The sequence below is a fragment of the Vulcanococcus limneticus LL genome, assembly GCF_943369875.1.
Classification (GTDB): Bacteria; Cyanobacteriota; Cyanobacteriia; order PCC-6307; family Cyanobiaceae; genus Vulcanococcus; species Vulcanococcus limneticus_A.
The window spans coordinates 133,636-157,052 of sequence record NZ_CALROT020000007.1; the positions used below are offsets into that span (position 1 = coordinate 133,636).

Sequence of the window (23,417 nt, forward strand, 5' to 3'; positions counted from 1 at the left end):
CAGGTAAATCAAGGAGGGCGTTTGATGTGATCCAGGCCCATGCCAAGACGATCCAGCTTGTCGCATCACAGCACAAGCTGTGATGCCTCTTGGAACAGGAAGCTTGCCAGTCAGTGGTCAGTGCTCGAGGGCAAGATGGCCTGTACGGCGTTACCAAGGAGGGACGCCAGAATGCGACCGGGTTGGATCGGGCTCATCCCCAGGATCGAGGCCCACCTGGTCACCCCTTGCCGCTGGTCACCGTCTTGAGCGCACGGCTGGTGGCACCGCTCACCTTGGTGCTGCCGCACTCGCTGCCGCCTTTGCTTTCAGCGGCTGCATCGGAGCAGGCCTCGAGATCGACCTGGGCCTTGGTGGGCGCCGGACTGGCCTGGGAGAGCTGAGGGCCTTTGGACGCCGCAAAGACCGGGGAAGGCAGAGCCAGTGCCAGCACAAGGGTAATGATCGAAAGGATCGAGAGCAAACGTTTTCTCATGGGAGTTCTCGGTGAAGAGGGCTCGCCGCGAAGGCATTGCTTCAAGCGGTTCTCTACCTTCTAGTGATCGATGCCCTCGTCGATTCAGCACAGATTCAGCACCCATCCAGCGAACCGGGCTCGCTGGCCCCATCCGGTCGGCCCTCAGGGACTCGCCAGTGCTGAGAGCCGTGGCCCATGCAGGCAACTGGCTGAAGCGGCACGCACTTACAGGCCCCGACGAGGCCGTCACCGTTCGACACTGGCGTGCCCCCTCCGGACCAGTCCACGCAATCGGGGAATCCCAACGGGACTGGCCTGGCTGTTGCCCAGCGCCTGGATGAGATCGGGGTCGCGCTCCAGATCCAGCTCCTTGGCACGCACCACCGGGGAGCAGCGGACCATGGCGAACCACTGCCGGTCGCCCGCGCAGACCTGGGACCTGCGGCCGTGATCACGGAGGCGACAGGGCGCGCCATTCTTACTAGTACAGGCGTACGCCCACCGGTGTCGCCGTGACCGCCCCCTCCCCCTCTCCGCCGACCCCTGTCCTGAGGCCTGGCCCTACCTCGATCAGACCGTGCTGCAGCCCAGCCGCAGCCGCCAGGTCTGCCTCACCTGCCACTGGTTCCGCCACCACGCCGCAGCCAGCTGCATCCCGTTGCTCACCTGCCGGCTGCACCACGGCCTGATCGCCCACGGCGAGCACCTCACCCGCCGCTGCCAGGGCTGGACCGACGACATGGTGCGGCGGAAGGGCTGGGCGCCGGAAGGGGCATGACCAGCACTAGGGGGAAGGCCGCTGGGGCCAGCAAGAGGCCGCCCCTCTCGCCAAAAGAGGGCTGGCTCAGCGACGGCCGCCGCGTGCTCCACTTCCGGCCCACCCTCTGGGACCGCTGGACCCAGCGCCTGGAGGTGACCAGCGGCGAACTGCTGCCGGATCAGCCGGTACCGCTGCTCAAGAACCGCAAGGAGCTCACCCGTGAACAGGCGATCACACTGTGGAGCCAGAAGCGCCAGGAGGGTTGGAAGCCCTGCGGACCGCAGTGGTGAAGCCGCCGGCTTGCCGTACTGACACCACAGGAGGGATAGGTAGACACCCGACCGGGGGTTCACCAACAGCTCCCGCAACCGGTCGCTAGACGCAGTCTTCCGCGCAGCGGTAGGGCCCTCATCACAGAGGGCCCTTCTTTCCAGCTCAGGCCACCATCGAGGATCCCCTTCACCGACAACCTCGCCCTAAGGCGACCATCGTTGGGCCAGTCGTTCTGGTGCTTCCGTGTCTGCTTTTCCGGTGCTGGTGATCGTGCATGCGCTTGCCGCCACGGTCTGGACCGGCGGCCATCTGGTGCTCGATCTGGGGGTGCTGCCGCGGGCGCGGCGGGCGCAGAGCGCGGCTCAGATCCGCGCCTTCGAGGAAGTCTTCGAGCCGCTGGGCCTGACGGCCCTAGGGATCCAGGTGCTCACCGGGCTGTGGATGGGCTGGATCTACTTGCCGGGCTTTGAGGGGCTCTTCAGCCCGGAGAACCCGATCGGGATGCTGGTGGGCGTGAAGCTGCTCCTGCTGACCGGCACGGCCGCGCTGGCGGTGCATGCCCGGCTGCGGCTGATCCCCCAGCTCACGGACGACACTCTCAGCGGCCTGGCCTGGCACATCCGCGCCATCACGGCCCTGGCGATCGCCTTCGTGGTGGTGGGTGCCCTGATCCGGCTGGGCGGCCTCGGTTGAGCTTGGCCTGAGGTCCCGTCCCGGCGTGGGGCAGTCCAGAGCCCTGACTCAGACCAGTTACACCATCAACCGCCATTACCTTGCCTCTCCATACCGAACTTCAATAAAAATGCCTCGATAGTCAAGTCAGGTGTCTTGGCAATCTCATTAGGGTTCGCCGAAGCACATTGCCACCGCCAGCTCTTGCGGCCTGAGTCCCTTGGATCATTCGAGCTGTCCTGCAGCGGGCTCCGCACCCGGGGATCCGGCAACTGAGGAGCTCCTCCTCTGCGAAGACCTGGGCCAGGCCCGGCTGCTCGAGCAGGCGATGCGCCATGCGGCGATCGGCATGGCGCTGGTGACGGCGGACGGTCGCTTCCTGGAGGTGAATGCCGCTCTCTGCCGCATGCTTGGCCGCGATGAGGCCGCGCTGCTCCAGCTGCTGCTGCGGGATGTCACCCACCCCGACGACCTGGCCGAGAGTTTCCATCTGGTGGAGGAGATGGTGGCGGGCCGGCGGGAGGCCTTTCAGCGCGAGAAGCGCTACATCCACGCCGATGGACACCAGATCTGGGGTCAGGTCTCAGTGTCCTGCCTGCGCAGCGGTGGTCAGTGCCTGTTCATCGTTCAGATCCTTGATGTCAGTGAGGCCCGCCGCCAGCGGCTGGCGCTGGCCGAGCAGGAAGAGCACTTCCGGTTACTGGCGGAGAACTCCAGCGATGTGGTCTTTCGGGTGGACAGCGAGGGGCAGATCGTCTGGGTGTCGCCGTCGCTCACTGCCGCCCTGGGCTGGCTGCCGGAAGACTGGATCGGCCAGGTCGGCACCCAGTTCCTGCTGCATGGAGGTAAGGCCGAGCACTACCAGGCCAATCGCCAGACCCTATCGATGGGCGGCAACAGCGTGAGAGCACGCGAACAGGTCTATGCCAAGGACGGCAGCATCCACTGGATCGAAACCCACGCTGGCCCCTACGTCAACAGCAAAGGAGTCGTGGAGGGAATCGTCGCCAGCTTCCATGTTATCGATGAGATGGTGGCCGCAGAAGAAACGCTCAAGCAGAGCGAACGGCGCCACCGGCGCCTGTCTGATCAGATGCTGGATGTGGTGTGGGCGATCAATCTGGAGGAGGGAAAGTTCACCTACTTCAGCCCCTCGCTACAGCGGGTGCGCGGCTTTACGCCCAAGGAGCTGATCGCCATGCCGCTGGAGCAGCACTTCACGCCAGCGTCCTATGCCGTGGTGCTGGAGGGCGTGCGGCAGGCCCGCGAGGATGTGGCAGCCGGTCGCCCCGTGATCTTCCAACAGGAGGTGGAGGAATATTGCAAGGATGGCAGCACGGTCTGGACCGATGTCAAAGCCACCAGCATCTACGACGAGGATGGCAAGTTTCTGGAGGTGGCCGGTGTCTCGCGTGATATCACCGGGCAGCGCCGACTCCAGGAGCAGCTGCGCATCAGCGAGGAGCGTCATCGCCGCTTGGCCGATCAGATGCTGGATGTGGTGTGGGCCATCAGTCTGGACGGGCAGTTCACGTATCTCAGTCCATCCATCCAGCAGCTCCGTGGCTTCTCGCCTGAGGAGGTCATGGCCCTCCCCCTGGATCAGAACTTCACGCCGGAGTCCTTCGCCCTTGTGACTGAAGGCCTTAACAAGGCCCGTTACGACGTGGCCGCCGGCCGGCCGGTCCACTTCCACGCAGAACTGGAAGAATATTGCAAGGATGGCAGTACGGTCTGGACGGACGCGAAGGCCACAGGCATCTACACCAATGAGGGCCACTTCCTTGAAGTCGTCGGAATCACGCGGGATGTGACGATCCAGCATCAGCTCAAGAAGGAACTGAGAATCAGCGAGGAGCGCTACCGCCTACTGGCCGAAAACGCCCGTGACGTGATCTGGACCATGGAGCTCGATGGACGCATCAGTTATGTGAGCCCGTCAATTCAGCTGCTGCGTGGTTTCAGCCCTGAGGAGGCAATGCACCAACCCCTGGAGCAGACCCTGACCCCTGAATCGCAGCAACGTTCACGGGCCTATTTTCAGCAGATGGTCGAGGATGTCCAGGCGGGTCGGGAGCCGCCGCCGTTCCGCGGCGAGCTGGAGTACTACTGCCGCGATGGTTCGACCATCTGGGCGGATGTGATCGCACTGCCCACCTTCAACGGGCAAGGAGAGTTCGACAAACTGCTGGGCGTCAGCCGGGATATCACAGAACGCAAGGGCTATGAGCGCAAGCTGATGGAAGCCAACCAGCAGTTGGAGCAACTGGCCAGCACTGATAGCCTCACAGGCATCTGGAACCGTCGCCAGATAGAAACCAGGATCCAGCAGGCCATTGACCGCTCCGATCGTTACGGGGGTCCCCTCTCGCTGATCCTCTGCGACATTGATTTCTTCAAAACGATCAATGATCGCCTGGGTCATCCAGTAGGCGATCAGGTGCTGATCGAATTCTGCCGGCGCATCCGGGAGCAGCTGCGGAGCAGTGACAGCTTTGGCCGCTGGGGTGGCGAGGAGTTTCTGATCCTTCTGCCCGAGAGTGGAGCAGCTGCAGCGATGGTGCTGGCTGAAAAGCTGAGGCAGCTCATTGCCGAAACGCCGTTCAGCCAGGCGGGCACCGTCACAGCCAGTTTCGGTGTGGCGCAGCGACTGGAGGGAGAATCCTCCACGGATTGGCTGCAACGGCTCGATGCTCGCCTCTATGCCGCCAAGGAGGCTGGCCGCAACTGCGGGGTTGGCGATTGATAGGTCGCCACCATGCGGAGACAACGCCGGTCAATCGTTCCGGGCGACGCTGACCTGCAGCCCGGAAGACAGCGACCTGCTGTGGGCACGAGCTTGACCGCTGTCGATGCGACAACACCCAACAAAGCCCGGAGCGTTGGCCCCGGGTGTCTGTCAGCTCAGCCGTGGTGCCTTCCCAAGGGGGTCGGGCGCAGCTGCGCGATGGTTTTGTTGGGCAACAGCCATGATCGTCAGATCAGGGTGTCTTCAGTTGTGGTCGGAGCTGCCAGCGCTGGCACCTGGGGCCAGGTGTCAATTGGGACGTTCCGTTGGGTCCGGGGCACCTGGGGCGGTGCAGTGGACGGCGACAGGGCTGTTCAGACAGACCAGCGACACGCCAGGAACGTCAGAGATCCGTCGAGAGTGTTGGAGCAGGGGCCGGATCGTCAGCGCACTCCTGGCTGGTGCTCAGGGGGGGTGTCGTCCATAGCAGGCGCCTCCTGGGGTGATGGGCTCAGCATCTCGCTGCTGGCAGCCCAAGGCAATCCGTCATTCCACGCATTGCTCCATGGGCCAAGCCGGAGCAGGTTGGATTGTTTGGGGCTCGGGCCCTGCCGACGCGAGAGGCCCCATTGGCCCCGGGCCGCTGCGCTTCCTCGCCTTGCCAGAGAGGTTGTTTCAGTAAAAGCGGCTTGAGCAGGCTGGTCACAGGCATCAGGGCTCTCCACGGCAGCGCCGGGCGTTGATGCCAGGTCTGGGTGAGGGCGTGGGCGGGGCCAGAGTGCACTAATGACCCCACGGCGTTGGCGGGCTCTGTCGGTCCTCCTGGCCTTGACCCAGGTCCTGGGCTGTATCGCTGCCCGCCACCTGAGTGGCCTGTCGGTCTGAGGCGCGACGATGGTGTCGCCTGGCTTCTGCAGGCAGTTGCCTCTCCAAACCAGGCGCCCACTGGCGACCCCGTTATCGAGCTGGTAAGCGATGCCGCGAGAGCGAGGAAACCAATCTGCAATAATCAGCCTCACATCAAGTACGACTGGTACTCTGAACTCCCAACAGTGCGCGTCAACACAACGCCCTGTTACCTCTAAGGGGAGGAGTAATCAGCAGCATCCATCGCGTGATCCGGTCCCGAAGATCACAACACCGAGATCCGGATACCCTGCCATCTTCGCCGCAATGGCATTCAGCCACGAAGGCTGCCAACGGATCCAAGCCGTCCGCCAAGGTGAAGGAACAGAACGATGCCTGCACAGGGAATCTCTTGCTGAGCTGAGCTGAGTACTAGAATCCTCAGACAAGCCCCAAATGGGGACTAGCCGACAAGGCCGTCACTGAAAGAACTTTAAGAAGGTCCCCCAGCTCGCTGTGTCCTTCCTCTCCAGTCGCAATCCAGAAGAGACCTACCAGGCATACGCCAGTCGTCCCAGACGCCCTGGGGCTCACTCTGAATATCGCGGTGTGTCTTTCAGAAAGCAGACCCAGCTTTGGACCGCTCAGGTGTATTGGAGAGGGCGGCGTTACTATCTAGGCTCGTTCACGACAGAACACGAGGCTGCGCTTGCATACAATAAACACGCGCAGAAGATAATCGGCGATTTTGCACTTCTCAACGACCTGTCCGCAGATAGCGCTAGCACCGGAGACACAGGTGCTGGCGGCCAATCAATGACATCAAGTAACCCATAAGAACTGGAACCATTATCCGTACATCCCAGCGCTGCGTGTTGGCAACGACCCGGACTTGAGCGCAGCGCGTGGCATGCACATCAGCGAAGCCTCGGCTGATTGCGCCCTCCATCCCTGCTATGCCAGCGATTGACACGATGCCAAGGCAATTGACCGGCCTCTAGCGGCCATATTGACTCCCTATTGTTGCATGCTTTAGCTGGATATATCTCCAAGGAGGAGGACATAACCACACGCCCCTCCACAGCATCATCCATAGCCAAAATGCATCACGCATCAAGGACAACACACCCCGCACAACCACAGCAAGTCCAGGCACGAAGAAGGCGACCTGCAGATCCAGCGCAAAGAGAAGAGATATACCAGAGGGACCTACTACTCACAGAGAACAGTCGCTTCACCCTACTAGCACAATGCCAGTAAGTAGTAGTTAAGCGCTGACCAGGACCCCACCCCAGTCGGCACTCATCATGGCTCCACCTGCCTGGTCAGCAAGATGTAGAGATGCTCCGGATCTCGGTATTTATTCGGCAGGCACTTGTGAAGGATGCAGAGCCTACTCCAGCAGACGCTACGACGAATCTGATTAATGGTCCGCCCTTCTGTGATCAGTATGCGCAAGGCCTTGCAGTAGAGCGTGTAGTTCGATTCCAGCCCCCGGATTGTTAGAGCTGGAGTGGCAGGTTGATCGCTCATGACAGCAGGAGGGTAGTCAATTTCAATGATCAATCAGTGCCTTCACTTTGCGAAGCCCCCAAATGGGGGTGAATCGACTACTGAGATGGCCAGGCTGCTCCATGAGAGCTGACGCCACGAAAAGCCACACACGCTCAGGCTGGGCTAATGCGTGCCTACAGCACACGACCGGAATATCAATCAGTTGTGATTTACAGGTAAAGATGGGCACAAGAGACCTGGCCTTGTCTCATCTAGACTGTATGCACTGCTCGGCTAGCCCAGGTGAATTCAGACTTCTCCGCCTTAATCAACCTCCATTTGCCAGCAGCAGATCGGCATGCTCATTGCGACAGAAATGCATCACCTTGAAACCGATTGCCACTTTCCTGGTTAGAATGACTACCTAGTCAATAACTGGCTACTCAAAGGCAATAAGGTCGGCATATGACTGTCAATAGACCTGAGGGGTAGCGAGCAAGCCAAGCGGTCGTTGCTATCGGTCAGATCTGAACCATGCCGCATCTCATGCCTTTGAGCACAGCTTGTAATCGGTTGTGCACGTTGAGTGTTTGCAGCAACCTCTTGGTATAAGTGTGAGCAGTCTCATCGCTAACCACCAGCCGCTTTGCAATTTCTCTGTCACTCAGGCCGCTGGCAAGGAGGTCAAGAACTTCGTACTCGCGAGGTGTTAATCGCGGACAGCTCAGATAGGGCAGCACACCACTTCGCAATGAAGGGCTGCGATAGGAATGGCCGCCAAGCACGGCCAAGACAGCGGCTTGCAGTGGTTGTTGATCATCCACAAAGTCTGCCTCTGCTACAACAGCCTCAAGCCAGGGGGCATCAGCACATTCAGCAGGAATGGCATCACCAAGAGCCAGGACAACAGTGTGAATACTCGGGCAATTGAGACGAGCCTGACGTACTAGATCAAATCCGTTGCCATTTTCAAGGTAGTCCGTACAAACAAGTAAAGTATAGGGATCGCTTGCCCCATCGTTTAAGTAATTCAAGCAAGTCTCCTGGTCAGTGACAGCGCAGGTGATCCGGGAGTAGCCCCTGAAGCTTCGGCACAACGCCCGCAGGAGAAAGCGTCCCTTTGCAGCCACAGCGACACGACCAGGAATCTCGACAGACTCAAGACCTTCATCGGGGATTTCCTTGTCGGCTCTTGCCAGGAATGCAGTTAGGTCCATGCGCTTTCAGTTCTGTTGCAAGAAATAGATAATGGGTAGTGGTCAGCTCAGGAGTGCATATTCCGCCAACACCCTAGACACCCTGTTAGTGTACGCCGAGAAGACACTCCAGAAAGATCCAAGTCCCAGTGAAACCCTTGCATTGAGACCATTTCACTTCTCGGGCACGATCATTATGCATATAAGGATTCAGGCCCCAACACGAGAACTGCAGTGACCATAGAGATTCGCACAGAGTCGAATCAACTCTCGGAGATCAGGGCTAGCAATGCTTGCCACCAAGCTTGAATCATAGCGCTCGACCTGCCGCCTCTTTGTTGGTGGGCTGAGCATAGCTCGATACTCGTTAGCTTTCCAATCAAACTCTGGCTGATCGAACGACGTGATCCCCCTCGTGTCGACTGAGTGGTGCATGGATGTGATCTCGCCAGAGCATGAGCCACCCGTTGGATGCATACGATTGCTCCGATCGGCAGTGATGTGACTATTTTGATGCTCGCTAAATCTCATAGACACCAGGGATCAATACCCAATTACAGCGAGCGTGCGACGATTGATTCGCCCTTGAAGAGGGTGCAAATCACAAGAACGAATGCCCATATACTGCATCGCATTCCTTGTTCGATGTCAGGCCTTGGTCTTGTCTCTGCTAGGTGCTATTCCCTTCAAGTGGCTTGATATTTGTGTCAGCCAACTCTTTCTGTTGAAGCCGGGCTATATCTTGATCCACTTCAGCAAGGCGATCCATGACCAAGGCCAGGTCTATTTCGCTGAGGTCACCATCCGTGCGCCATTTCTGCAGGTCCGTCCCAGGCAGCTGCTAATTCTGTTCACGTTAAAGCCCACCATGCCTCCCTCCTTGCGTTCGGCTGTTCCAGTATTGGATCAACGGCTCAGTTTGTAATGTCCCCAGATGGGGGTATTGCCCCTCGGCAACAGCACGTTCAGACTGCAGGTCGCAGCAAAGAAGCATGATTACTCTCTATCACAAGCGCCAAATAGTTGAATCGCGATCAGGCTAAAAATCCTGAATTGCGTCTACGCCAGCGATCATGATGTTGTTTCTGTTGATGTCCTAGTCTGGCCAGCCTCGTCGAGGCAAGCATGACCGGTCTTCTGGCTGAGGCTATGGTGGGGGCATGCGTGGCCTCACTGATTCAGGTTCTGATCTCCAATTTGGGTTACCGCATCGAGGTAGTCGCAGGACTGACTGCCTCTGAATAACAATGTCTCCTGGGCCAGGCATCACTCACCAGGAGAAGGTAGAGCGTCAATGTCCATTCCAGCCCCTACTTGGACATCTTCTACTCCCTGATATCTCCTGCCTCACTGCTATGGCCGGGTTAGAAGGACACTTGATGTGGACCTGCATTGGCTGGTCATCGGGCAGCCTCCCCCATGCCCGGAACTTCCTTGCCGCTTCTCTCGATCCTGTTGCTGGCTCCAGCGCTGGCTTCACCACCTGTCCTTGCGCAGCGAGGCACCGCCACAGTGGTGTCGATCGGCGATGGCGACACGATCCGCGTCGGCGACACCGGCAGGCTGGTGACGGTGCGGCTGGCCTGCATTGATGCCCCCGAGATGGCCCAGGCGCCGTACGGCGCCCAGGCCCGCCGCTACCTCCAGACCCGCCTGCCGATCGGCAGCGCCGTGCGGCTGATCCCCCAGACCACCGACCGCTATGGCCGCACCGTGGCCGAAGTGATCGGCGAGGTGAATCTGAACCTGGCCCTGGTGGAGGACGGCCTGGCCTTTGCCTACCGCCAGTACCTCGCCGGCTGCGATGCCAAGGAATATCTGAACGCCGAGCACCGGGCCAGCCGCAGGCGCTACGGGGTCTGGCAGGTGCCCGGTGGCATCACCCGCCCCTGGGACTTCCGGCGGGGCAGAAGAACCACTCAACCCTCTGGTGCGGGAGCCGCCGGATCCAGCAGTCAGAAGCCAGCCCCCTGGGCCAACACGACCCCAGCCGGCGGTCGGCGCTACCGCTGCCGCGAGATCGGCTCCTATGCCCTCGCCCAGGAGCTGCTCCGCCAGGGCCACACCTACCTCGATGGCAATGGCGACGGAGAGGCCTGCGAAAGCCTTCGCCCCTGAGCCACTCGCCTGACCCGTAGAGCCACCCGCGTCCCAGCGCCGGAGTGTCAGTTCGGCGGCCCGGAACCCTCAAGGGCCCCGTCCCTGCGCCCGTGCCGCACCTGCACCGACTCCTGACCTGGTGTCTGCCGTGGCAGCACAGCCTCTGGCCCAGCCACTGGCCCTGGGCCAGGGCCGATGCCGCCCACGCCCAGGCCGCTGCGGACCAGGCCGGGCTTCTTGAAGAGCTGGAGCTGCTCCAGCTGGCCCAGGCCCTCCAGCAGCAGGCCCAGCGTCAGGGCGGCTACGCGGGGGAGGTCTTCGACCTGATGATCGCGATCGCCGACCTGTTGGAGAGCAGCCACGGCTGGGATCCCGAACAGAGCGACGCCTGGCTCGAGCGGATGGGCGTCTGGGACTGGGAGGACTGAGGCCCCAAGAAGCACAACCCCCGGGCACCCCAGCCACCGCCGGTAGCCTCCCCTGCTGCAGGCATCAGCCGCAGCGGATTCCACGCCACTGCCCATGGCCGCTGATCTCTGGCTGACCACCGACCAGCTCTGCACCCAGCTGGCCATCAGCCGCACCACCCTCTTCTCCATCCGCCGCCAGGGCCTGCTCAAGGACGGCCGGCACCTAGTGCCCAAGAACCCCACCGCCAGACGCTCCCACCTGCTCTGGCACCTGCAGCGCTGTCAGCTCGCCCTGGGACGCCTTGGCTGACGCCACTGACACCCCGGCAGCCCAGGCGCCAGCAGCGGAAAGCCTCTGGTTGGAGACCGCTGCGCTCTGCCAGCGCCTGACCATCAGCCGCTCCACCCTCTGCCGCTGGCGACAGCGGCGGGTCCTGCGCCAGGGCGTCCACTGGGTGCGCAAGAACCCGGCCGCCCCGCGCTCCGACCACCTCTGGCACCTCGATCACTGCAGAGAGGTGATCGCTGCCAGGCGGTGGTTCCCAGCCAGCGCCCTCTCCCCGAGCAGCCCGGAACAGGCACCCTGATTCAGGGGAGGGGGCTCCAGCCCCTTCCCCTCCCCCGCTGCCCTCAGGCGGCCTCGAACTGCGTGAGCATCCGCCGCGCCACCGATGCCTTGGTCTGCTCCCCGCTGATCTCGCTCAGATACGTGCGCCGGTGCACCTCCGGGCTGTGGCCCATCACCGCCGCCACATCCGCGTAGTTCCAGGTCGTCGTCTCCCGTGCCCGGATCGCATAGGCGTGGCGCAGGTCGTAGGGCACGCAGCGCTCCCGGCGGCGCTGGGCCTTGCGCTTGCCCTGGGCCGGGGCCGTCTCCACCCAGGCATAGAGCTTGTGCTGCAGCTCGAACTCCGCCTTGGCATCACTGCTGCGCAGCTTGTGGCAGCACACAGCACCGAGGCGCTCGTTGTTGTCGCAGCGCATCACCAGGTCCCGCTCGGGGTCGTAGGGCTGCCCCTCCTCATTCACGTAGCGGGGCCGATAGCGGCGTCGCAGCTCCGCCAGCCGCCGCTCGCCGTTGTGGCCGCCCAGGCCGTAGCGCTCCACCCAGGCGGCCGGCAGGGGCAGCGCCACCCGGAAGCCGGTCTTGGTGACCTTGATATGGCGGGCGGCGATTCCCACGCTGACCATGCCCTGGGCGTCGGGCAGCTCCGCGATGTGCCACACCTCATGGGGCCGCAGACCGTAGGTGGCGACCATCGCGAACACCCAGCCCCACAGCGGGTCCTCCTCCATCACCGCATCCAGCCACTGCTCGATCGCCTCGGTGATGGGGATCCGCCGGCGCGATTCGCCGGCCGCCACAAGCGCCTGCTTCTTGCGGTTCACCATCCCCTTGAGCTCCTCGCTCAGTGTCTGTGGGGCGATCGCCCCGAAGCCGGCACGGCGCAGCAGTGACACCACCTCCCGCTTCTGCCGGAAGCCCTGGCGATGGGTCGCCATCGGAACCAGCGGTTCCGCCGGATCCTCCAGCCGGGCCTTGAGGCTCTCGCTGGTGTGCACCGCAAAGCGGCGCACGTCCTCTTCCGTGGCCGGCTGGTCCACCGGCAGCAGACAGAAGTAGCCCTTGCCCTTGAACGGGCCCGCCAGATTCATGTTCACGCCCTGGCGCCGCTGAAAGGCCACCACGGCTTCACAGATCTCGGGCCAGCAGGGCTGGGTCAGGTGGGCGGTGCTTGCCGTGCTGGGCTCGGCAAGGCTGGTCCAGGGCAGAGGACGATCGCCCTTCGAGACCTCAACCAAGGCGTCGCACAGGCGGCTGACATCGCCATCGCTGCTTGCCGAGTAACCACGCATGGCCCGCTCCAGCACACGGCCATTCGGGAGGATTTCGTAGACGCTCAGCCACTGGCTGTTGCGGCGTTCCCGGATCCGCAGGGGCAGCTCATGGAGGCGCAGGATCCCGTTGGCGCGCTCCAAGGGGGAGACCAGGCAGGGCATGGGGGTGAAACCACTGAGAGGAGGGTTCCCCTGTTGCACGCCCCGCAGACCGGTCATGAGACGGACCCATGAGACGGCCTGCGCGTTTGGCAGTTCTTGGCAGTTATGCCAAGGAAATGGCACAACTACGGTCTTCGGCGGCTCTCCGCGGACTCAATTCGCCTGGGGTAACCGGCCATCCGGGAGCCCCAAAATCACTGCGACGCAAGGGAAAAGCCTTGCAGTCCAAAGGATTTCAGAAAGTGGGTCGCCTGAGATTCGAACTCAGGACCAATCGGTTAAAAGCCGAGTGCTCTACCGCTGAGCTAGCGACCCGCCCTTGGGGTGAACCCGCGGGGTGGCCCTTGCGGGCACCAAGAGAACGTATCACCCAGGGGGACCGAGCTCCAAGCCGCCCCAGGATGGGGTCTGCGCCCCAATGCCCTGCCCATGGACGCCTTTCCCTGGCCAGACCCAACCGTGCATCCCGACGCCTGGGTGGCCGACTCGGCGGTGCTGATCGGCGATGTGCAGGTGGCGGCGGGCGCCAGCCTCTGGCCGACGGCCGTGGCCCGCGGCGACGTCTGCCCGATCGTGATCGGCGAGGGCAGCAACGTGCAGGACGGGGCAGTGCTGCACGGCGATCCCGGCCAGCCGGTGCGGATCGGGGCGGACGTGACCATCGGCCACCGGGCCGTGGTCCATGGCGCCACCCTGGAGGACGGCTGCCTGATCGGCATCGGCGCCGTGGTGCTCAACGGCGTCACGGTGGGGGCCGGCGCGCTGGTGGCGGCGGGTTCGGTGGTCACCAAGGACGTGCCGCCGAGGGCCCTCGTCATGGGGGCCCCGGCCCAGGTGAAGCGCGAGCTGAGTGAGGAGGCGGCCGCTGAGCAGCGCCTGCACGCCCGGCGCTACCGGCAGCTGGCCATGGCCCACGCCGGCCGCAGCCCTGAGCTGGGCTTCAGCCCCTGAGGCCCTCGCAGCCCCGCGATTTGCTGCAAATTCGATCAGCCGCGGCGCCGGAGCCCCCTGAAGCCGGAGCAGGTCCTTAAGATCGCCCCACGCAGTTTTCTCCCCCCCGCCATGGACGCACGGCTCCTGCTCGTCGCCGCCCCCGTACTGCTGGCCGTGGGCTGGGCCGCGTTCAACATCGGCCGCGCCGCCGTGGGCCAGCTGCAGCTGATGCTCAAGCGCGCCCGCGCCTGATCAGCTCGCCTGTGCGGACCGGCTCCTAGCCTGCCTCCTCAGGCCGAGCCGGTGTCCGCGTGTCCATGCCCAGCAGCAGCAGCCCAGAGCCCTTGCTGGTGATCGGGGCCGGCCTGGCTGGCACCGAGGCGGCCTGGCAGATCGCCCAGGCCGGTCTGCCGGTGCGGCTGGTGGAGATGCGGCCGGTGCGCCGCTCGCCGGCCCACCACAGCGCCGAGTTCGCGGAGCTGGTCTGCAGCAACAGCTTCGGAGCCCTCAGCAGTGACCGGGCCGCCGGTCTCCTCCAGGAGGAACTGCGGCGCCTGGGATCCCTGGTGATCGGCACCGCCGATGCCCATGCCGTGCCCGCCGGCGGCGCCCTGGCGGTGGATCGGGGCCGCTACAGCGCCGCCCTCACCGCCGCCCTGGAGCAGCACCCCCTGGTCACGGTGGAGCGCCGCGAGCACGGTGAGCTGCCCGGCCCCGGTGAGATCGCCGTGCTGGCCACCGGCCCGCTCACCAGCGAAGCCCTGGCGGAGCAGCTGCGGGCCTTCACCGGCCGCGCCGACTGCCACTTCTTCGACGCCGCCAGCCCGATCGTCGAGGGGGAGAGCATCGACCTGTCGGTGGCCTTCCGCGCCTCCCGCTACGACAAGGGCGACGCCGACTACATCAACTGCCCCATGACCAAGGAGCAGTTCCTCGCCTTCCGCGAGGCGCTGCTGAGCGCCGAGCAGGCCGACCTCAAGGACTTCGAGAAGGAGAGCGCCACCTTCTTCGAGGGCTGTCTTCCGATCGAGGAGCTGGCCCGCCGCGGCGAGGACACCATGCGCTACGGCCCGCTCAAGCCGATCGGCCTCTGGGACCCCCGCTGGGGCGACGTGAACGACCGGGATGTGCGCCGCGCCAAGCGCGCCTACGCCGTGGTGCAGCTGCGCCAGGAAGACAAGGACGGCCGCCTCTGGAACCTGGTGGGCTTCCAGACCAACCTCAAGTGGGGCGAGCAGAAGCGGGTGCTGCGCCTGATCCCGGGTCTGGAGAACGCCGAGTTCGTGCGCTTCGGGGTGATGCACCGCAACACCTTCCTGGAATCGCCCCAGCTGCTCGATCCCACCCTGCAGTTCCGCAGCCGGCCCAGCCTGCTGGCGGCGGGGCAGATCACCGGCACCGAGGGCTACGCGGCGGCCGTGGCCGGCGGCTGGCTGGCGGGCACCAACGCCGCCCGCCTGGCCCGGGGCCTGGAGCCCATCGCCCTGCCGCCCACCACGATGATCGGCGCCCTCACCCACTTCATCGCCGAGGCCCCCTGCGGCGGCAAGGGCAAACGTGGCGGCTTCCAGCCGATGCCGCCGAACTTCGGCCTGCTGCCGGAGCTGCCCAGCCGCATCCAGGGCAAGCGCGAGCGCTACGGCGCCTACCGCGACCGGGCCCTGGCCGATCTGGCGCCCTTCACGGCCCAGGCCAGCGAGCGCCCGCTCGTCTGCGCCTGAGGCCGGCACCTAGGGTCGGAGCCTTCCCAGCCATGTCGCCTGTGCCCGCCAGCAGCCCCGCCGCCACCTGGGATGTCGTGGTGATCGGCGCCGGCATCGGCGGCCTCGTGACCGCCTCCCAGCTGGCCGCCAAGGGCGCCAGGGTGCTGGTGCTCGAGCGGTACATGATCCCGGGCGGATCGGGCGGCAGCTTCCGGCGCGACGGCTACACCTTCGATGTGGGCGCCTCGATGATCTTCGGCTTCGGAGATCAGGGCCACACCAACCTGCTCACCCGCGCCCTGGCCGACGTGGGCCAGCACTGCGACACCATCCCCGATCCAGCCCAGCTCGAATACCACCTGCCCGGCGGCCTGAACGTGGCCGTCGACCGCGACTACGACAGCTTCGTGGCCCGGCTCACGGCCCTGTTCCCCCACGAGGCCAAGGGCATCCGCGCCTTCTACGACACCTGCTGGCAGGTGTTCCGCTGCCTCGATGCGATGCCCCTGCTGTCGCTGGAGGATCCGGCCTACCTGGCCAAGGTGTTCTTCCGGGCCCCGCTGGCCTGCCTGGGGCTGGCCCGCTGGCTGCCGGTGAACGTGGGCGATGTGGCCCGCCGGCACATCCAGGATCCGGCCCTGCTCAAGTTCATCGACATGGAGTGCTTCTGCTGGAGCGTGATGCCCGCAGACCTCACGCCGATGATCAACGCCGGCATGGTGTTCTCCGATCGCCATGCCGGCGGCATCAACTACCCCAGAGGCGGCGTCGGCGTGATCGCCGAGAAGCTGGTGGCGGGTCTGGAGAGCCATGGCGGCCAGATCCGCTACAAGGCGCGCGTGACCCGGGTGCTGTTCGACGGCGAGGGCCCCAACGCCCAGGCCGTGGGGGTGCAGCTGGCCAGCGGCGAGCAGATCCAGGCCCGGCGGGTGGTGAGCAACGCCACCCGCTGGGACACCTTCGCCACCGCGACGGAGGCCACCGCAACGGAGGACCACACCATCCATCGCCCCGCCGCCTCGGCCCTGGTGGATGCCGCCCACACCCCGGCCGCCGAAAGCCGCTGGCGGCGCCGCTACCGGCCCTCCCCCTCCTTCCTCTCGCTGCACCTGGGGGTGGAGGCCTCGCTGATCCCCGCGGGCTTCCACTGCCACCACCTGATGCTCGAGGAGTGGAGCGCCATGGAGGACGAACAGGGGGTGATCTTCGTGTCGATCCCGACCCTGCTGGATCCCGCCCTGGCCCCGCCCGGCCACCACATCGTGCACAGCTTCACCCCGAGCTCCATGGAGCACTGGCAGGGCCTGGGCCCCAGCTCCTACGCCGCCAAGAAGCAGGCCGACGCCGACCGGCTGATCCAGCGCCTGGAGGCGATCCTGCCCGGCCTGGCCGGGGCCATCCGCCACCGCGAGGTGGGCACCCCCCGCAGCCATCGCCGCTTCCTGGGCCGCATGGGCGGCAGCTACGGCCCGATCCCCGCCCTGCGCCTGCCCGGCCTGCTGCCGATGCCCTTCAACCGCACCGGCCTGCGCGGCCTCTACTGCGTGGGCGATTCCTGCTTCCCCGGCCAGGGGCTCAACGCCGTGGCCTTCAGCGGCTTCGCCTGCGCCCACCGCATCGGCGCCGACCTGGGCCTCAACCCCTGGGCCCTGCCCGCCTGAGCTGGCCCACCAGTGGGCTGCGGAAAACCGGCCCGCTCGCCGATCACGCTGGCCGCTGGGCGCTCCATAGGGTGAACAACCTGAGGCGCGCGGCATGAGCAGCTCCCCCACCCCCAGTTCCGAGGACCTGGCCCGCTACCTGGAGCAGCGGGGCGAGCTGGGCAAGCCGTGGATGCTGCACCTGCTGCGGCTCACCAAGCTCAAGGAGGCCAAGGACTCCATGGACCCCGACGAGTTCGTGGGCAAGCTGCAGGAGGCCACCGCCGATCTGATGCGCCTGGGCGAGTTCTGGAAGGGGCGCGAACAGGAGGTGTTCAGCGGCCGCTACGTGCCGCCGACCCTGATCGAACCCCTGCCCGGCTCCCCCGAAGACCGATGACGTCCGCTCCGGCAGCCGGCGCCGACCAGCCAGCGGGGGTCCGCCATTACCCGATGGCGCCGCTGATCCGCTTCACCCTGATCGGCCTCTATCTGGCCCTGGTGTTGCCCCTGCCGGCCCTGGCACCGCCCGAGCTGCGCACCGGCCTCGGCCTGGCCCTGCCGCTGGGGCTGCTGCTGGTGGTGGCCGCCACCAGCGAACAGGTGAGCGTGGACGATTCGGGCCTGGCGGTGGGCCATCCCGGCTGGTGCGCCTGGCTGCTGCGGCGCGGCTGGCGGCTGGAGTGGCGCGAGATCACGGGCCTCACGCCCGTGGCCACCAGCCAGGGGGGCCGGGTCTGGTACGTGCGCCGGGCCACGGCAGCCGGCGCCACGTCCCCTGGCCAGGCCTACCTGCTGCCGCAACGGGTGCAGCACCTGGACGGACTGATGGAGCAACTCCAGGCCCGCACCGGCCTGGACACCAGCGCCATCGGCCGCATCAGCCCGCCCTGGACCTACAAGCTGCTGGCCGTGCTCACCGCCCTGATGCTGGCGGCGGAACTGCTGGCCGGCGCGGCCCTGGTCCGGGGGGTCTGGGCGATTCCCGGGCCGTAGCCCGCTAGGGCTGGGCGCTGCTGGGCTCGGGCAGGGTGTCGAGGCTGAAGCGGTAGCCCTGCTGGCGCACGGTCTCGATGCCGCCGCCCTCGCCCAGGCCGGCCTGCTCAAGCTTGCGGCGCAGGGTGAGCACCTGGGTGTCCACCGAGCGGGGCCCACCACTGAACGGGGGCCAGGCCATGCGCAGCAGCTCCGAGCGACTGCGCACGGTGCCCGGCGGCATCAGCAGCGCACAGAGCAGGGCGAATTCCCGGGGGCTGAGCTCCACGGGCTGGTCCCGCAGGGTCACCTGGCGCAGCAGCAGATGCACCTCCAGAGGCCCCACGCAGACGCGCTCCTGCAGGCCGCTGCCACTGCGGCGCAGCAGGCTGCGGCAGCGGGCCGCCAGCTCCTCCAGGCCGAAGGGCTTGCGCAGCACGTCGTCGGCGCCGGCATCGAGCAGGGCCACCACCGGCTCGGCGCCGGAGCGGGCCGTGAGCACCATCACCGGGCAGCGCAGCTGAGCCGCCAGCCGCAGGGCGGAGGTCTCCTCCAGCAGCTCGGCCGACACCAGCAGATCGGGGGTCTGGTCTTCGCAGAGGGCCACGGCCTCGGCGGCGGTCGCCACGGCGGCCGAGAGGTGGCCGTCCTGGCGCAGGCGCTGGGCCAGCACCGTGCGCAGGGTGGGGTGGGGATCCACCACCAGCACCCGCTTGAGGCCCAGCTCGGAAGCGGGGCCGCCGGCGCCCATGCCGGCTCCTGGCGTCGGTCCAGAAGCCGCCGCGACTGGGATCTGTTTTGGCGCGAGTTCCACCCGCTACTCCCGGTCTCTGCTTAGGCTATCGGGAATTCCAGCCGCACAGTGGTATCGGGCGCTGCCTTCCCAGCTGGCCCAACCCCTGGCCCGCTCTCCCGCCCCCCGCGTCGTCGTTGCAGGCCCCCAGCCTGAGCCCCGGTCATGACCTCCCTGCAGAACCCCGACGCCATCCGTCACTTCCAGTCCCTGTGTGACGCCTGCCAGTCGCTGGCGAGCCGCTACCACGGCCCTTCGGAGCTGCGCCTCTACGCGGACGGCTACCTGCACGCCCTGCGCCGCACCGCCATCCTCGATCCGATCGCCCAGCGGCGGCTCGAGGAGATGGTGGACCGCTGGATCATGGATCCCTCCAGCTTCGTGGGCCCCGGCGGCGACCTCAGCACCCTCTACGAATCCGGTCGGAACTGAGGGGCTGAGGGCTGGCCGGAACGGCTGACCGGAGCGGCTGAGCGGACCGCGGCTCAGGCCAGGGCGACGGCCAGGGTCTCGCGCAGTTCGCCGGAGTTGTAGAGCTCGATCAGGATGTCCGAGCCGCCGATGAACTCGCCGTTCACATACACCTGGGGAATCGTCGGCCAGTCGGAGAACTCCTTGATGCCCTGACGGATCTCGGCGTCGGAGAGCACGTCGAACGTCTCAAACGGCACGGCCAGGGCGTTGAGGATCTGAACCACGTTGTTGCTGAAGCCGCACTGGGGCATCAGCTTGCTGCCCTTCATGAACACGAACACGGGGCTGGTGGCGACCAGGGCCTCGATGCGCTGCTGGGTGCTGGGATCCATGGGTTGAACGGTGGCGGGGGGGATTCAGGCGGGAACCGAGGTGTTGAGGGCCAGGGCGTGGATGGCCTCGCTGGCCAGTTCGCTGCGCAGGGCGCCGTAGACGAGCTGGTGCTGCTTCACCCGGCTCAGGCCGGCGAAGGCCGCCGAGACGACGCTCACCGAGAGGTGATCGCCACCGCCGGTGAGATCCTCCACGGCGACGACGGCATCGGGCAGGGCCTGGGTGATGGCGGAGCGGACCTGGTCGGGATGGACCATGCAGACCGGGGACGCGGCAACGGGCGCAGAATCTAGGCGCCCGCGCTCGCGATCTGGCTGGCGACGGGCGCCACGGACGCCGGCCAGCGTCGGAGCCGGATCAGGACGCTGCGGCGCCGGCGGCGGCGTAGGGGGTGGTGACAAAGCCCAGTTCCAGCAGGTTCTGGTAGGCCTTCTGGCCCATGGCGCTGGCGGGGGTCATGATCTGGATCACCTCCACCAGCAGGGGGACGGCCACCTCAGGCTGGTTCTGGCGGCGCAGCAAGGCCGCCAGGCGCAGGTTGATGCTGGCCTGCAGTTCCAGGGCTTCGCGGCCCTTCTGGTCCATCTCGCGGGGGATGCGGGCATCGAGGCCGCGGAAGGCGCCGCTGAGGTTGCGGTAGAAGCGGGTCAGGCTCTGGGCACCGGAGCGAGCCTGGTCGTAGGCGGCGCGGGCTTCAGCCAGACGGCCGGCGGCGGCGGCGGCATCGCCCTGGGCCACCTTGGCGTTCACCGCCGCCAGGTTGAGGCCGGTCGTGCCGGACTCGAGCACCTTCTGGGGCTCCTCCTGGGCGGCGGCGGGACCGCTGAGGACTGGGCTGAAGGCCAGTCCAGCAGCCGAAGCGGCGGCCAGGGCGGCGAGGCTAAGGGCTGCGAGGGGCCGACGCACGGCAACTCCGATGAGGTGAAAAAACTCTACGGGCCCTGCAGGGGACGCCCCACCAGCAGGCGGGCCGCTTCCTCAGCTGATCGCATCGCAGCCGCCAGCTCCCTGTTGAGATCGGCCGCCGCCTGGCGGCCCACCCCCGCCAGCGTCAGCGGCGGCGCAAAGCAGAGGGCGGCGCGGTCACCGAAGCGGGGCTTGGCGTGGCCGTAGGCCAGGCCCACCGGCACCACCGGCACCGACACCCCCTGGCCCACCGCCAGGGCCGCCAGCCGCGCCAGGCCCGGCATCAGCCGCAGGGCGTCCTCGCCGTCCTGAATGATCCGGCCCTCGGGGAACACCACCAGCTGCTGGCCGGCCTGCAGCAGCTCCACCGCCAGGCGCAGCGAGGCCGCCGCCGGCTTGCGGGGGTTGACCGGGAAGCAGCCGAGCCGGTGCAGGAACCAGCCCTGCAGTCCCACCATCTCGTCGCTGCTGACCATGAAGCGGCAGTCGCGGCCGCTGACGCGGCGGCCGGCGGCATGGGGCAGCATCAGCGCATCCCAGCGGGAGCGGTGGGTGGGCGCCAGCAGCACCGGCCCGGAGTGCGGCAGGTGCTCGGCCCCCTGCACGCGCACGCCGGCGCGGAAGAAGCCCCGCAGGGCGACGTCCTGGGTGAGCACCATCGCCAGGGGCGCCAGCCAGGGGTTGATGCCGTTGCAGAGGCTGCGCTCCCGCCGGCTCAGGGCCAGGGAGGCGGTCGCCGCGGCCTGGGGGGATGACGGCGCGGGGGGCGGCACGGGCTCGGCCCCGGTCTGGTTGGCCATCGTCGGGGCTGTCATCTGCGCCTGCTGGGCCGTCATCCGCGCCTGGACTGAACTGTTGGCCTGGACCGAAGGGCTGGCCTGGTCTGAACTGGTCTGATCTGAACTCGTCTGATCCGGTCTGGTGAACTGTTGGCCTGGCCTGTACGGCTGGCCTGGCCCGTGGGCCAGGGCTCAGACCTGGACCGGGCGCCCCGCCACCTTGGCCATGGATGAAAACCTAGGGGCCACCCGGCGGCCGATGGCGCCGGTGCGGGCAGTTGCCCGCGCGGCCCTGACCCGCACCCCTGGCGCCCAGCTCCCCACGGCCAGCGCCGCACGCCCAGCTCCGCGCTGGGCCCAGGCGATCCATAGGATCCGGACTCGCCCCCTCTCCGGTGCCATGGCCAGCCTCGGCGTGAACATCGATCACATCGCCAACGTGCGCCAGGCCCGCCGCACCGTGGAGCCCGACCCGGTGAGCTACGCCCTGCTGGCGGAACTGGGCGGCGCCGACGGCATCACCGTGCACCTGCGCGAAGACCGGCGCCACATCCAGGACCGGGACGTGGAGCTGCTGCGCCACGTGGTGCGCAGCCGGCTCAACCTGGAGATGGCCGCCACCCCCGAGATGGAGGCCATCGCCCTGCGCCTCCGGCCCGACATGGTGACCCTGGTGCCGGAGAAGCGCGAGGAGGTCACCACCGAAGGCGGCCTGGACGTGGCCAGCCAACAGCAGGCCCTCTCCGGCCTAGTGGGCCGGCTGCAGGACGCCGGCATCGGCGTGAGCCTGTTCGTGGATGCCGAGGCGCGCCAGCTGGAGGCCTGCCGGGCCACCGGCGCCCGCTGGGTGGAGCTGCACACCGGCACCTATGCGGAGGCCAGCTGGAGCCAGCAGCCCCTGGAGCTGGCCCGCCTCACCGAGGGCAGCTTGATCGCCCGCAGCCTCGGCCTGCGGGTCAACGCCGGCCATGGCCTCACCTATCAGAACGTGGAGCCGGTGGCGGCGATCGAGGGGATGGAGGAGCTGAACATCGGCCACACGATCGTGGCCCGGGCCCTGGCGGTGGGCCTGCAGCAGGCCGTCAGCGAGATGCGGGCCTTGGTTCAGAATCCCCGCCGGGACCCCCTGTTCGGCAACACCGCCCCATGACCCAGTACCACTTCGTGGCCGCCAGCGAGGCCTTCCTCACCGTGGAGGAGCCCCTCGACGAGGTGCTCAGGGAGCGGGTGCGCCACTACGGCGAAACCGGCAAGGCGATCGACTTCTGGCTGGTGAAGCGCCCGGCCTTCCTGGAGGCCCCCGAACTGGCGGGCGTGGCCGCCGGCGTCCCCCGGCCTGCGGCAGCGGTGGTGTCCAGCGATCCCAAATTCATCGAATTCCTCAAGCTGCGCCTGGAATTCGTGGCCAGGGGCAGCTTCGAAGCCCCCAGCCCCAGCATCAGCGACGCCCTGGCCAGCCTCGGCTGAGCGGCTCAGGGCTGAACCCCCTGAGCCGGGCCGCTCAGAACAGCCCGAGAAACTTCCGGCGCGGCGCCTCGCCCTCGGGGGTGGGGGTCTGGCCGGTCCGGGCGGGCTCCGGGCGGCCCTGCTGGCCGTCCTGCTGGTAGCGGGGCTTGGAGTCCCCCACGGTGAACACCGCCTCCTTGTTCTTCCACCAGATCCAGTCGCGGATGGGCGGGGTGCGCAGCAGGTCGGCGCGGCTGAGGCCCAGCCCCAGCTTGCTGGAGGCATCCAGCAGCACCTCCACCATGGCGTCGCCATCGGTGCAGCGGGCCAGGGCCTCGTTGGTGCGCTGGGCGCCATCGAGGGCCTTCACCAGGGCGGCCACCCGGCGGCCCACGGGCAGGGCCCTCAGATCCTGCGGGGAAGGAGCTGGGGCCGGAGCCGACGAAGGTTGTGAATCCTGGGTGGCGGGAACCGGGGCCTCGGAATCCATCGCTACCG

Annotated in this window: 28 protein-coding genes and 1 tRNA gene; 18 read left to right on the top strand and 11 right to left on the bottom strand. The window is 66.4% G+C overall.

Annotated features, from left to right (window positions below):
- Positions 1-220: 220 nt before the first annotated feature.
- Positions 221-475 (bottom strand): hypothetical protein, encoded by a 255-nt coding sequence (locus ACLV7J_RS09715; protein ID WP_411868905.1) that lies wholly within the window; start codon positions 473-475, stop codon positions 221-223.
- Positions 476-1,034: 559 nt separating this feature from the next.
- Between ACLV7J_RS09715 and ACLV7J_RS09720 the strand changes: the two genes are divergently transcribed.
- From ACLV7J_RS09720 to ACLV7J_RS09740, 5 genes are all read left to right on the top strand, one after another.
- A complete protein-coding gene (locus tag ACLV7J_RS09720; RefSeq protein WP_411868906.1) occupies positions 1,035-1,235 on the top strand; it encodes a galactose oxidase in 201 nt (66 codons plus the stop codon).
- Complete coding sequence (locus tag ACLV7J_RS09725) at positions 1,232-1,507, top strand: DUF1651 domain-containing protein (RefSeq protein ID WP_411868907.1); 276 nt, start codon at positions 1,232-1,234, stop codon at positions 1,505-1,507. The genes ACLV7J_RS09720 and ACLV7J_RS09725 overlap by 4 nt, the downstream gene beginning before the upstream one ends.
- Positions 1,508-1,733: 226 nt before the next feature.
- Positions 1,734-2,183: a CopD family protein gene (locus tag ACLV7J_RS09730; RefSeq protein ID WP_411868908.1), complete on the top strand. Its 450-nt coding sequence runs from the start codon at positions 1,734-1,736 to the stop codon at positions 2,181-2,183.
- 199 nt (positions 2,184-2,382) lie between these two features.
- Positions 2,383-4,908 carry a PAS domain S-box protein gene (locus ACLV7J_RS09735; RefSeq protein WP_411868909.1) on the top strand — a complete coding sequence of 842 codons (2,526 nt, stop codon included), beginning with the start codon at positions 2,383-2,385 and terminating at the stop codon, positions 4,906-4,908.
- A gap of 1,437 nt (positions 4,909-6,345) precedes the next feature.
- Complete coding sequence (locus tag ACLV7J_RS09740; protein ID WP_411868955.1) at positions 6,346-6,573, top strand: hypothetical protein; 228 nt, start codon at positions 6,346-6,348, stop codon at positions 6,571-6,573.
- A gap of 468 nt (positions 6,574-7,041) precedes the next feature.
- Here the strand turns inward: ACLV7J_RS09740 and ACLV7J_RS09745 are convergent, their stop codons facing one another.
- A complete protein-coding gene (locus ACLV7J_RS09745; RefSeq protein WP_411868910.1) occupies positions 7,042-7,269 on the bottom strand; it encodes a DUF3136 domain-containing protein in 228 nt (75 codons plus the stop codon).
- A 482-nt stretch (positions 7,270-7,751) separates the two neighbouring features.
- On the bottom strand, positions 7,752-8,447 hold the full coding sequence (locus tag ACLV7J_RS09750) for a response regulator transcription factor (protein WP_411868911.1): 696 nt from the start codon (positions 8,445-8,447) through the stop codon (positions 7,752-7,754).
- Between the two features lie 1,398 nt (positions 8,448-9,845).
- Here ACLV7J_RS09750 and ACLV7J_RS09755 point away from each other — a divergent pair.
- The 4 genes from ACLV7J_RS09755 to ACLV7J_RS09770 all read left to right on the top strand — a co-directional run bounded on the left by ACLV7J_RS09755 (position 9,846) and on the right by ACLV7J_RS09770 (position 11,523).
- On the top strand, positions 9,846-10,544 hold the full coding sequence (locus ACLV7J_RS09755) for a thermonuclease family protein (protein WP_411868912.1): 699 nt from the start codon (positions 9,846-9,848) through the stop codon (positions 10,542-10,544).
- Positions 10,545-10,636: 92 nt separating this feature from the next.
- Positions 10,637-10,954: a hypothetical protein gene (locus tag ACLV7J_RS09760; protein ID WP_411868913.1), complete on the top strand. Its 318-nt coding sequence runs from the start codon at positions 10,637-10,639 to the stop codon at positions 10,952-10,954.
- Between the two features lie 94 nt (positions 10,955-11,048).
- Positions 11,049-11,246: a hypothetical protein gene (locus ACLV7J_RS09765; protein WP_411868914.1), complete on the top strand. Its 198-nt coding sequence runs from the start codon at positions 11,049-11,051 to the stop codon at positions 11,244-11,246.
- Complete coding sequence (locus tag ACLV7J_RS09770) at positions 11,239-11,523, top strand: hypothetical protein (protein WP_411868915.1); 285 nt, start codon at positions 11,239-11,241, stop codon at positions 11,521-11,523. The genes ACLV7J_RS09765 and ACLV7J_RS09770 overlap by 8 nt, the downstream gene beginning before the upstream one ends.
- A 43-nt stretch (positions 11,524-11,566) precedes the next feature.
- Here ACLV7J_RS09770 and ACLV7J_RS09775 read toward each other — a convergent pair whose 3' ends face one another.
- Together ACLV7J_RS09775 and ACLV7J_RS09780 are read right to left on the bottom strand one after the other, a co-directional pair.
- Positions 11,567-12,937, bottom strand: coding sequence for a hypothetical protein (locus ACLV7J_RS09775; RefSeq protein WP_411868916.1), 1,371 nt, complete (start codon positions 12,935-12,937; stop codon positions 11,567-11,569).
- A 243-nt stretch (positions 12,938-13,180) separates the two neighbouring features.
- Positions 13,181-13,252: transfer RNA gene (locus ACLV7J_RS09780), tRNA-Lys, on the bottom strand.
- A gap of 114 nt (positions 13,253-13,366) precedes the next feature.
- On the opposite strand from ACLV7J_RS09780, the gene ACLV7J_RS09785 reads away from it, so the two are divergent.
- The 6 genes from ACLV7J_RS09785 (at position 13,367) to ACLV7J_RS09810 (ending at position 18,209) form a co-directional block, all read left to right on the top strand.
- A complete protein-coding gene (locus ACLV7J_RS09785; RefSeq protein ID WP_411868917.1) occupies positions 13,367-13,888 on the top strand; it encodes a gamma carbonic anhydrase family protein in 522 nt (173 codons plus the stop codon).
- Positions 13,889-13,999: 111 nt separating this feature from the next.
- On the top strand, positions 14,000-14,122 hold the full coding sequence (locus tag ACLV7J_RS09790) for a photosystem II protein Y (RefSeq protein ID WP_411868918.1): 123 nt from the start codon (positions 14,000-14,002) through the stop codon (positions 14,120-14,122).
- Positions 14,123-14,187: 65 nt separating this feature from the next.
- Positions 14,188-15,591: an FADH(2)-oxidizing methylenetetrahydrofolate--tRNA-(uracil(54)-C(5))-methyltransferase TrmFO gene (gene trmFO, locus ACLV7J_RS09795; protein ID WP_411868919.1), complete on the top strand. Its 1,404-nt coding sequence runs from the start codon at positions 14,188-14,190 to the stop codon at positions 15,589-15,591.
- Between the two features lie 32 nt (positions 15,592-15,623).
- Positions 15,624-17,234, top strand: coding sequence for a carotenoid isomerase (gene crtH / locus ACLV7J_RS09800; protein ID WP_411868920.1), 1,611 nt, complete (start codon positions 15,624-15,626; stop codon positions 17,232-17,234).
- Between the two features lie 94 nt (positions 17,235-17,328).
- On the top strand, positions 17,329-17,613 hold the full coding sequence (locus ACLV7J_RS09805; protein ID WP_411868921.1) for a hypothetical protein: 285 nt from the start codon (positions 17,329-17,331) through the stop codon (positions 17,611-17,613).
- Entirely contained in the window at positions 17,610-18,209 is a 600-nt protein-coding gene (locus ACLV7J_RS09810; protein ID WP_411868922.1) for a hypothetical protein, read from the top strand. The genes ACLV7J_RS09805 and ACLV7J_RS09810 overlap by 4 nt, the downstream gene beginning before the upstream one ends.
- Before the next feature lie 4 nt (positions 18,210-18,213).
- On the opposite strand, the gene ACLV7J_RS09815 is transcribed toward ACLV7J_RS09810, so the two are convergent.
- Complete coding sequence (locus ACLV7J_RS09815; RefSeq protein ID WP_411868923.1) at positions 18,214-18,939, bottom strand: response regulator transcription factor; 726 nt, start codon at positions 18,937-18,939, stop codon at positions 18,214-18,216.
- A gap of 207 nt (positions 18,940-19,146) precedes the next feature.
- On the opposite strand from ACLV7J_RS09815, the gene ACLV7J_RS09820 reads away from it, so the two are divergent.
- Positions 19,147-19,413 carry a DUF6761 family protein gene (locus tag ACLV7J_RS09820; protein WP_255125637.1) on the top strand — a complete coding sequence of 89 codons (267 nt, stop codon included), beginning with the start codon at positions 19,147-19,149 and terminating at the stop codon, positions 19,411-19,413.
- Positions 19,414-19,466: 53 nt separating this feature from the next.
- Here ACLV7J_RS09820 and grxD read toward each other — a convergent pair whose 3' ends face one another.
- The 4 genes from grxD to ACLV7J_RS09840 form a co-directional block, all read right to left on the bottom strand.
- Positions 19,467-19,787 carry a Grx4 family monothiol glutaredoxin gene (gene grxD / locus ACLV7J_RS09825; protein WP_411868924.1) on the bottom strand — a complete coding sequence of 107 codons (321 nt, stop codon included), beginning with the start codon at positions 19,785-19,787 and terminating at the stop codon, positions 19,467-19,469.
- A gap of 24 nt (positions 19,788-19,811) precedes the next feature.
- Complete coding sequence (locus tag ACLV7J_RS09830; RefSeq protein WP_255125639.1) at positions 19,812-20,045, bottom strand: BolA/IbaG family iron-sulfur metabolism protein; 234 nt, start codon at positions 20,043-20,045, stop codon at positions 19,812-19,814.
- 100 nt (positions 20,046-20,145) lie between these two features.
- Complete coding sequence (locus tag ACLV7J_RS09835; RefSeq protein ID WP_411868925.1) at positions 20,146-20,694, bottom strand: hypothetical protein; 549 nt, start codon at positions 20,692-20,694, stop codon at positions 20,146-20,148.
- A gap of 26 nt (positions 20,695-20,720) precedes the next feature.
- On the bottom strand, positions 20,721-21,509 hold the full coding sequence (locus ACLV7J_RS09840) for a lysophospholipid acyltransferase family protein (protein WP_411868926.1): 789 nt from the start codon (positions 21,507-21,509) through the stop codon (positions 20,721-20,723).
- Positions 21,510-21,873: 364 nt separating this feature from the next.
- On the opposite strand from ACLV7J_RS09840, the gene ACLV7J_RS09845 reads away from it, so the two are divergent.
- Together ACLV7J_RS09845 and ACLV7J_RS09850 are read left to right on the top strand one after the other, a co-directional pair.
- Positions 21,874-22,623: a pyridoxine 5'-phosphate synthase gene (locus tag ACLV7J_RS09845; protein WP_411868927.1), complete on the top strand. Its 750-nt coding sequence runs from the start codon at positions 21,874-21,876 to the stop codon at positions 22,621-22,623.
- Complete coding sequence (locus tag ACLV7J_RS09850) at positions 22,620-22,940, top strand: MgPME-cyclase complex family protein (protein WP_411868928.1); 321 nt, start codon at positions 22,620-22,622, stop codon at positions 22,938-22,940. The genes ACLV7J_RS09845 and ACLV7J_RS09850 overlap by 4 nt, the downstream gene beginning before the upstream one ends.
- Positions 22,941-22,974: 34 nt before the next feature.
- On the opposite strand, the gene ACLV7J_RS09855 is transcribed toward ACLV7J_RS09850, so the two are convergent.
- The gene (locus tag ACLV7J_RS09855; RefSeq protein WP_411868929.1) at positions 22,975-23,313 is read right to left on the bottom strand and encodes a hypothetical protein; all 339 of its coding nucleotides are present in this window, start codon (positions 23,311-23,313) and stop codon (positions 22,975-22,977) included.
- Between the last annotated feature and the right edge of the window lie 104 nt (positions 23,314-23,417).

Excerpts from the sequence above, each read along its gene's own strand:
- ACLV7J_RS09715 (WP_411868905.1), bottom strand. The coding sequence starts at position 475 with ATGAGAAAACGTTTGCTCTCGATCCTTTCGATCATTACCCTTGTGCTG.
- ACLV7J_RS09725 (WP_411868907.1), top strand. The coding sequence starts at position 1,232 with ATGACCAGCACTAGGGGGAAGGCCGCTGGGGCCAGCAAGAGGCCGCCC.
- ACLV7J_RS09745 (WP_411868910.1), bottom strand. The coding sequence starts at position 7,269 with ATGAGCGATCAACCTGCCACTCCAGCTCTAACAATCCGGGGGCTGGAA.
- ACLV7J_RS09750 (WP_411868911.1), bottom strand. The coding sequence starts at position 8,447 with ATGGACCTAACTGCATTCCTGGCAAGAGCCGACAAGGAAATCCCCGAT.
- ACLV7J_RS09755 (WP_411868912.1), top strand. The coding sequence starts at position 9,846 with ATGCCCGGAACTTCCTTGCCGCTTCTCTCGATCCTGTTGCTGGCTCCA.
- ACLV7J_RS09765 (WP_411868914.1), top strand. The coding sequence starts at position 11,049 with ATGGCCGCTGATCTCTGGCTGACCACCGACCAGCTCTGCACCCAGCTG.
- ACLV7J_RS09775 (WP_411868916.1), bottom strand. The coding sequence starts at position 12,937 with ATGCCCTGCCTGGTCTCCCCCTTGGAGCGCGCCAACGGGATCCTGCGC.
- ACLV7J_RS09785 (WP_411868917.1), top strand. The coding sequence starts at position 13,367 with ATGGACGCCTTTCCCTGGCCAGACCCAACCGTGCATCCCGACGCCTGG.
- ACLV7J_RS09790 (WP_411868918.1), top strand. The coding sequence starts at position 14,000 with ATGGACGCACGGCTCCTGCTCGTCGCCGCCCCCGTACTGCTGGCCGTG.
- trmFO (WP_411868919.1), top strand. The coding sequence starts at position 14,188 with ATGCCCAGCAGCAGCAGCCCAGAGCCCTTGCTGGTGATCGGGGCCGGC.
- crtH (WP_411868920.1), top strand. The coding sequence starts at position 15,624 with ATGTCGCCTGTGCCCGCCAGCAGCCCCGCCGCCACCTGGGATGTCGTG.
- ACLV7J_RS09805 (WP_411868921.1), top strand. The coding sequence starts at position 17,329 with ATGAGCAGCTCCCCCACCCCCAGTTCCGAGGACCTGGCCCGCTACCTG.
- ACLV7J_RS09810 (WP_411868922.1), top strand. The coding sequence starts at position 17,610 with ATGACGTCCGCTCCGGCAGCCGGCGCCGACCAGCCAGCGGGGGTCCGC.
- ACLV7J_RS09815 (WP_411868923.1), bottom strand. The coding sequence starts at position 18,939 with ATGGGCGCCGGCGGCCCCGCTTCCGAGCTGGGCCTCAAGCGGGTGCTG.
- ACLV7J_RS09820 (WP_255125637.1), top strand. The coding sequence starts at position 19,147 with ATGACCTCCCTGCAGAACCCCGACGCCATCCGTCACTTCCAGTCCCTG.
- grxD (WP_411868924.1), bottom strand. The coding sequence starts at position 19,787 with ATGGATCCCAGCACCCAGCAGCGCATCGAGGCCCTGGTCGCCACCAGC.
- ACLV7J_RS09830 (WP_255125639.1), bottom strand. The coding sequence starts at position 20,045 with ATGGTCCATCCCGACCAGGTCCGCTCCGCCATCACCCAGGCCCTGCCC.
- ACLV7J_RS09840 (WP_411868926.1), bottom strand. The coding sequence starts at position 21,509 with ATGACAGCCCCGACGATGGCCAACCAGACCGGGGCCGAGCCCGTGCCG.
- ACLV7J_RS09845 (WP_411868927.1), top strand. The coding sequence starts at position 21,874 with ATGGCCAGCCTCGGCGTGAACATCGATCACATCGCCAACGTGCGCCAG.
- ACLV7J_RS09850 (WP_411868928.1), top strand. The coding sequence starts at position 22,620 with ATGACCCAGTACCACTTCGTGGCCGCCAGCGAGGCCTTCCTCACCGTG.